We start from the raw sequence: 8,065 nt of genomic DNA on the forward strand, positions 1-8,065 counted from the left end.
TGATTGATGAGCCGATGGCTGCGGCTATCGGTGCCGGTTTGCCGGTATCAGAAGCAACCGGTTCTATGGTGGTTGATATCGGTGGTGGTACCACAGAAGTCGCGATTATTTCATTGAACGGTGTAGTGTACTCCTCTTCTGTTCGTATCGGTGGTGACAAGTTTGACGATGCGATAGTGAACTATATCCGCCGCAACTACGGTATTTTGATTGGCGAAGCCACTGCAGAGCGTATTAAAACCGAAATTGGTTCAGCCTACCCAAGTGACGATGTACTGGAAATTGAAGTACGTGGCCGCAATCTGGCTGAAGGGGTACCGCGCAGTTTCACTATGACCAGTAATGAAATTTTAGAAGCGTTACAAGAGCCACTGGCAGGTATCGTCAGTGCTGTGATGGTAGCGCTTGAGCAGTCACCACCGGAGCTGGCATCAGATATTTCTGAACGGGGTATGGTGCTGACAGGTGGTGGCGCGCTGCTACGTGATCTGGATCGTTTATTAATGGAAGAAACCGGTATTCCGGTTGTCGTAGCCGATGATCCGTTAACCTGTGTCGCCCGTGGTGGCGGTAAAGCACTGGAGATGATTGATATGCACGGCGGTGATGTATTCAGTTACGATTAACTGAATCCGCTGTTGTGCCTGCATTTGTATGAACCAGATCTATAGTCGGGGCCCGTCACTGCCACTGCGGTTGTTTTTAGCCGTAGTATGCAGTGCTGGCCTGATGTTTCTCGACCGCTACACAGATAGCTCTACCCAACTACGCAGTTACCTCACTGCCGCCGCCAGCCCGCTGTTTTATGTTGCCAGCCTGCCTCAGGCACTGTTTTCCGGTGCATCTGAGCAATTTATGTCGCAGCAGACCATGCTGGACGAAAATGCCCGCTTAAAAGAAACCTTGCTGCAGCAAAGCGGGCAGCTGCAGCTGCTGCGGTTTTTGCAGCAGGAAAACGAGAAATTACGCGCGTTGCTTGGCTCTTCTGCCGCCATTGAAGATCAATCACTGGTCGCGGAGGTGCTGGCTGTCTACAGTCATCCGTTCAGCCATCAGGTGGTGCTGAATAAGGGCAGCAATGATGGCGTAACAGAGTTTCAGCCGGTCATTGACGACCAGGGCGTGGTAGGGCAAGTGGTCAGCGTTGGCCCGTCCAGCAGCCGCGCTTTGTTGATTTCAGATAATACTCATGCCTTGGCGGTACGCGCCGAACGTACCGGAGTGCGGGCTATTGTCGAAGGTCTGGGGCAATGGGATGTGCTCAGGGTAATGCATCTGCCGCACAGTACTGATATCCGCGAAGGCGATCGTTTGCTGACGTCCGGGCTGGATGGCCGTTTTCCGGAGGGGTATCCGGTAGCCAGGGTGGTACGCATCAGTCAGGATGCCAGTCAGCCGTTTATGGTGGTATATGCCGAACCTTACGCCCGGCTTGATCGGATCCGTCATGTGCTGCTGTTATCAGGTCGGAGTGAAGCGATGGCAGAAGCGGCAGAGATCCTGCCGCCGGAGCAACCCTGATGCGTAAACCTCAACGTCTTGGCTTTATTTATTTGTCATTGTTTGCCGCACTGCTGCTGACAGTGATGCCAATGCCGCAAATAGTGAAACTGGCACGGCCGGATTGGGCCCTGTTAGTATTGATGTACTGGGTTTTAGCCCTGCCGCAGCGCGTTGGCGTGATCACGGCATTCTTTACCGGCTTTATTGTCGATGTGCTGGTGGGCACTGTGCTGGGCGTCAATGCGCTGGCTTTTTCGGTGGTGATTTTTGTCGTCGCTCAGCATCACCTGAAGATCCGTAATTTTGCTGTGGTGCAACAGGCGTTGCTGCTGGGGCTGATGCTGGCGCTGTACCAGCTGTTGTTATTCTGGCTCAGCCATTTTCTTACCGGGGTTTATTTCCGGCCGCAGTACCTGTGGCCGGTGCTGACAGGCATGCTGGTCTGGCCCTGGTTGTTCTGGCTACTGCGTCGCTACCGGCGACAACTCAAAATCCAATGAGTCATCCTGCCATTGCGTTAGCTTCTGCTTCTCCGCGCCGGCGTGAACTGCTGGCGCAACTGGGTGTCAACTACGAACTGGTCAAAGCTGATATTGATGAAACACCGCTGCCTGATGAAGCTGCGCCACTTTACGTACAGCGCCTGGCGCTGGCCAAAGCCCACGCCGGTTTAACCCGTCTGAGTCAACAGAAACCTGTGCTGGGTGCAGACACTGTTGTTGTTGTCGACGGGCTTATTCTGGGTAAGCCCGCTGATTTTGAACAATTCCGCCAGACCATGCTGTTGTTATCGGGCCGCAGCCATCAGGTGATGACGGCGATAGCGCTGGTGAGTTCTCAGCGGCAACTGACACAACTGGTAAGCACCGATGTGACTTTCCGCGTTCTGACCGAAGCCGAAATCAGCGCTTACTGGGCAACAGGTGAGCCGCAGGATAAAGCCGGTGGTTACGGTATTCAGGGCCTGGCAGGGCGTTTTGTAAAACGAATTAATGGCAGCTACAGCGCTGTCGTCGGTTTGCCGCTGTGTGAAACAGAACAGTTGCTACAACAATGGCAGGAATTATCATGAGCGCAGAATTACTGCTGAATGTTACCCCGAGTGAAACCCGGGTTGCACTGATTGAAAATGGTGTACTGCAGGAGCTGCATATCGAACGGCAGGCAAGGCTTGGCCTGGTAGGCAATATTTATGTCGGGAAAGTCAGCCGGGTGCTGCCTGGTATGCAGGCGGCATTTGTAGATATCGGCCTGGACAAAGCGGCCTTTTTGCATGCGTCCGACATCGTGCAACACGACTCGCTGACTGAGCTTGATGGCAAACCCGCCGTCAGTAAAGACATCCGGGTACTGGTGCGCGAGGGCCAATACCTGCTGGTACAAGTGGTAAAAGATCCTTTGGGCACCAAAGGAGCCCGTCTGACGACCGATATCACGCTGCCATCGCGTTATCTGGTGTTTATGCCGGGTTCGCCCCATGTAGGTGTGTCGCAGCGGCTGGAAACGGAATCGGAACGGCAGCGGTTAAAAGACATTGTCAGCCAGTATCTGGACGATAGCGGTGGCTTTATTGTCCGTACAGCGGCCGAAGGCGCCAAAGAAGAAGAGCTGGCCCAAGATGCCCGTTTTCTGAAAAAGCTGTGGGCCAAGGTGTTAAAACGTAAGCAGAAAACCCGCAAAGAGGGTGTGGTGTATGAAGATCTGACACTGGCTTACCGTATACTGCGTGATTTTGTTGGCACTGAGCTGGAGCGGGTAAGGGTTGATTCGAAACTGACTTATCAGCAGTTAACGGCATTTTGTGAAGAGTTTATTCCGCATATGTCGTCCTTGCTGGAGTATTACCCCGGCGAGCGGCCTATCTTTGATATGTTTGATGTTGAGAATGAAATTCAGCGTGCGCTGGAGCGCAAAGTACCGCTGAAAAGTGGTGGCTATCTGATTATTGACCAGACCGAAGCCATGACTACTATCGATGTTAATACCGGCGCTTTTGTCGGTCATCGTAATCTGGATGAGACGATTTTTAACACCAACACCGAGGCGACGCAGGCTATCGCCAGACAGCTGCGGCTGCGCAACCTTGGCGGCATTATCATTATCGATTTTATTGATATGCAAAACGCTGAGCATAAAAAACGGGTATTTCACAGTTTAGAGCTTGCGTTGGCCCGCGATCGGGCGAAAACCAATATTCATGGCTTCTCAGCACTGGGATTGGTGGAGATGACGCGTAAAAGAACACGCGAAAGTCTGGAACATATCCTGTGTTCTGAGTGTCCAGTATGTGAGGGGCGGGGCAGTCTGAAAACCGTGGAAACCGTCTGTTTTGAAGTGTTGCGTGAAATTGTGCGGGTTAACCGGGCTTATGCCGCCGATAAATTTGTGGTTTATGTATCACCGGCAGTTAAAGACGCGCTGACCAACGATGAGTTTCACAGCCTGGCAGAGTTGCAGGTGTTTATCGGCAAACAAATCAGTATTCAGACAGAACCGCTGTACACCCAGGAACAATTTGATGTGGTGATGATGTAGTGCAAAAGGCAAAGCTGGTTTGCTTTTACTGTTTACATAAAGTCTGGCTCCTCCTGGCCGTGGTGCTGGTGCTGCTGGCTGTGCTAATTTCAGTGCTGCGTTACACCCTGCCTTACGCCGATGATTACAAACATCATATCGAACAGCTAATCGAAGACCGCTATGGTGCCAGAGTCGATATTGGCGAGCTCAGTGCTGGCTGGCAGAAGTTTGGCCCGGCCTTGTTACTCAATGATGTCAGGTTGTACAACGCTGATAAGCAATTACAGCTGAGCATCGCTGAAACGCGGGTAAGGCTGGATTTCTGGCGTAGCATACTGAACCGTCAGCTGACTGCGCAGCACTTCGAATTAAGTGGGCTTAATTATTATGCCGATGCCAGCAGCCTGCTGGGCGGCGATGCAGGGGCCAAACTGGATACGGCGCCTGTGCTGGACGCACTGGAACGTTTATTTTTCCGGCAACTGGCATATTTCTCCGTGGTGGACAGTCAGCTGGTACTGCAAAATGATGATGACCCTGATCTGGTGGTTAACATCAAACAACTGGACTGGGCGAACAGCGGCAACCGGCACCAGGGCTTTGGTGAGTTATCTCTGGCAGGTGTGACCGCCAATACTGTGTCCTTTGTACTGGATTTGCACGGCGATACGTTAAGAGAGGCCGATGGGCAACTGTATCTGGACAGCGAGCGGCTTGATGTTCTGCCCTGGTTTGCCAAATTGCTGCCGCAAAGCCGCAAGTTACAGCAGGCCAGTATCAATTTTAAGGCCTGGGGTAGCATAGAGCAGGGCCTGTTACGGCGCATACAGGTAGAACTTGCCGACAACAGCCTGAGCTGGCAGCGTGACGGCGAGTCACACTCGTTGCGGCTGGGGCAAGGCCAGTTACTGTGGCAACCCACAGCCTCTGGCTGGCAATTATACTCCGGCGCCTTAACACTCGCTGCCGAGCAACAGCAATGGCAAGACCTGCACCTGCAACTTGAGCGCGACGAGGATGCCTGGCAAGGTAGCATTAGCAACTTCAGGCTTGAGGCTGCAACACCGCTGGCAAACTTACTGGCCGATGACATCGCATTGCTGCAAAAGCTGGTGGTGTATCAGCCTGGCGGTCATCTGCAGCAACTGCAGTGGTGGATACAAGATCAACAGTGGCAGCTGGCCGGACAGTTTGACGAGCTGCAGTCAAAACCCGCTGGCGATATTCCCGGCGTGGCTGGCGTCAGCGGCCGGTTCTTACTCAGTGATAAAGTGGCGAAAGTCAGCTTACAGGCAAAAAACGGCGAGCTGAGCTGGGATGGTTTATTTGGCGAACCTATTGCGTACGACAGCTTTGACGCTACCTTGTATGCTGTGCCAACTGCAGAGCGCTGGCGCTTACTGCTGCCGAGTTTCCACTTCAGTAGTGCTGATCTGACGCTTGATGGCAGCCTGGCGCTGGATGAGCGGTTACAGATCCTGGCACGTTTGCAGCAGGTTGATGCTGCCAATGCCAGCAAGTACTTCCCGCAACGTTATATGCCACAGTCCGTCAGGCATTATCTGGAACAGGCCATAGTGGCAGGCCAGCTTAACGACGCAACCCTGCTATGGCACGGTGTGCCGGCTGAGTTTCCATACGCTGAGCAGCAGGGCGTGTTTCAGGTTCTGGCCACACTGGAGCAGGGCGAGTTTATGTTTGCCCCCGACTGGCCGGCGATTAATCAGTTAGCGGCCACCTTGTGGTTTGAAAATGCCAGTATGCTGATCCAATCGCAGCAGGGTGAACTGGCCGGGCTGCAACTGCAGCAGGGCGTATCTGCCAGCATAGACGATCTGTTTCATGCTGACGTTATTAACATCGGCATCCGCCAGCAGCTGCCGGCACAGGATGTCACGGCACTGATGTTGCAATCTCCGTTGCAGGACAACCTGGGCAAAACTCTGGCACACCTTGGCCTTGAGGGCGATGTTGCCGGTGATGTTAATCTGGCGATTGGGCTTAAACAGGCATCGGTGCTGGCTACAGGTGACGTTAACTTCGACAACATCAGCCTGGCATTGCAGGCGCCACAAATGCAGCTGGACAATGTCAGCGGCAGTTTATCCTTTGAGAACGAGCGTATCCGCGCTGATGCATTGACATTGCATTGGCGTGGTTTGCCGCTCAGTGCAGCGCTGCAAGGCCAGCAGAGCGATGCCGGCTATCAGCTGGCACTGCAGCTAAACGGTGAGCATGAAGCGAAGTCGCTATTGCAGGCTTTGTATGCGCCGGCGGCGGATCTGGTGAGTGGCAATACCGACTGGCAGCTGCAACTGGCACTTAATCTGCCGCAGCAGGGTTTTGGTTACAGTGCTAAGCTGCGCTCTACACTGAGTGACACCGCGTTATTACTGCCTGCGCCATACAATAAAGCGACAGGCGATCAGGCCGAACTGCTGATCACGGCAACCGGAGATGCTGAGCGCTCATTACTGGCGGCGCACTATGACCAGCAACTGCATTTTCATGCTGAGCTGATGCACGACAGCCAGCAGCTGAGCCGGGTACATCTTATTGCTGCTGAACAAGATAGTGGCCTGAACAGTACTGGCTTTAATATCAGTCTGGATTTGAACGAGCTGGACTTTATCCCCTGGTTTGAATTGCTGCAGCAGCAACTGGCATTTGAATCAGCTTCAGATCAGCCTTTGTTTCCGCCGCTGTCGTTGGTCAGAGGTAAAGTTCGTCATCTGAATATGGCGCCCGGTGTCGCACTGAACAATACCGTATTTGAACTGAGCCAACTGCCACAGCACTGGCAATTGCAGCTTAACGGCACCGAGATTGCCAGCCAGTGGCAATTCAGTAAAGACTGGCAGCAACAGGGCATCAGTGCGCAGCTGGACTACCTGCATTTACCCTGGCCCGGGCAACCGGCGCCGAACAGCGCCGCGGCAGTGACTGCAGAAGCGCTGGCCGAAACGGCGCAGCGCTGGCTATTGCAATTACCACCGCTGAATATCAGCTGTGCAGACTGTGCCATTGGCAGCTATCAGCTGGGGCAGGTCAGCGCTAAAGCGCATAGCACCGACAGCCAGTGGCTGTTGACCGAATTTAACGCCCGTTACAAGCGTAACCAGTTGCTTGCCAGCGGCGCCTGGCAGGAAGACGCTGAGCTGGGGCAAACTCAATTCAGCGGAAAACTGACCAGCAACAATTTCGGGGCCATGTTGCACGAATACCAGATAACATCTGCGGTCTCCGGCAGCAGTGCCGACATTAATTTTGCGCTGAACTGGCCCGGAGCGCCGACACAGTTTGCACTGGAGCAACTGGCGGGCAATGTGAATTACCGCCTTGGCGAGGGCTCTCTTACTGAGGTCAGCGATCAGGGCGCACGGCTGTTTTCCATTTTCAGCCTTGATTCGCTGGTGCGTAAGCTGCGGCTGGATTTTCGCGATGTATTCTCCAAGGGCTTTTTTTACAACAATATGACCGGAAATCTGGCGCTGGCACAAGGCGTGGTGCAAACCAGTGATGCCGCCATAGATGGCGTGCCGGGCAGCCTGCAAATTCAGGGCTATGCCGACTTGGTTAGTCAAAAGCTGGATTACCAGATGGCATTTTCGCCTAAGGTGACGTCCAGCTTACCGGTGATTATCGCCTGGATGGTCAATCCGGCCACCGGCCTGGCTGCACTGGCACTGGATGAAGTATTCCAAAGCGCTGAAGTGATCTCAAAAATCAATTTTACAGTGACCGGTAGTTTTGATGAGCCCGTCGTAACCGAAGTTAACCGCCATAGCAAAGAAGTGCCGGTGCCGGTGCGGGTTGCCCAGCCTGAAACCATTATTGAACTTCCAGCGGCAGAAGAGATACCAGCAAAACGGGAGCCACCACATGGCTAATTGGCGTTTATCAGCAATACAGCTTACCAGCACGCCAAAGCCTGAGCAGAATCTGGCGCAGGTGCAGCTGTATCTGCAACAGCTGTCAGAGCAGTTTGGTAATGGTCTGCCGCATTTAGTCGCGTTGCCAGAGTGCTTTGCAGTGTTTGGCGGTG

General features: G+C 53.5%; 6 protein-coding genes. All 6 read left to right on the forward strand.

Annotation, left to right across the window (positions count from 1 at the left end; all coding sequences use genetic code 11):
• Positions 1 to 626, forward strand: a 626-nt coding sequence (gene mreB, locus VIN66_RS14240) for a rod shape-determining protein MreB (protein ID WP_331924599.1), incomplete at its 5' end; no start/stop codon positions are given.
• A gap of 28 nt (positions 627 to 654) precedes the next feature.
• Complete coding sequence (gene mreC, locus VIN66_RS14245) at positions 655 to 1,521, forward strand: rod shape-determining protein MreC (RefSeq protein WP_331924600.1); 867 nt, start codon at positions 655 to 657, stop codon at positions 1,519 to 1,521.
• A complete protein-coding gene (mreD, locus tag VIN66_RS14250; RefSeq protein WP_331924601.1) occupies positions 1,521 to 2,003 on the forward strand; it encodes a rod shape-determining protein MreD in 483 nt (160 codons plus the stop codon). The genes mreC and mreD overlap by 1 nt, the downstream gene beginning before the upstream one ends.
• Entirely contained in the window at positions 2,000 to 2,575 is a 576-nt protein-coding gene (locus tag VIN66_RS14255) for a Maf family protein (RefSeq protein WP_331924602.1), read from the forward strand. Before mreD ends, VIN66_RS14255 begins: the two co-directional genes overlap by 4 nt.
• Positions 2,572 to 4,038, forward strand: a complete 1,467-nt coding sequence (gene rng, locus VIN66_RS14260) for a ribonuclease G (RefSeq protein ID WP_331924603.1) — start codon at positions 2,572 to 2,574, stop codon at positions 4,036 to 4,038. The genes VIN66_RS14255 and rng overlap by 4 nt, the downstream gene beginning before the upstream one ends.
• Entirely contained in the window at positions 4,038 to 7,910 is a 3,873-nt protein-coding gene (locus VIN66_RS14265) for a YhdP family protein (RefSeq protein WP_331924604.1), read from the forward strand. The genes rng and VIN66_RS14265 overlap by 1 nt, the downstream gene beginning before the upstream one ends.
• The last annotated feature ends 155 nt before the right edge of the window (positions 7,911 to 8,065 follow it).

This window comes from Rheinheimera sp. (genome assembly GCF_036568245.1).
Taxonomy (GTDB): Bacteria; Pseudomonadota; Gammaproteobacteria; order Enterobacterales; family Alteromonadaceae; genus Alishewanella.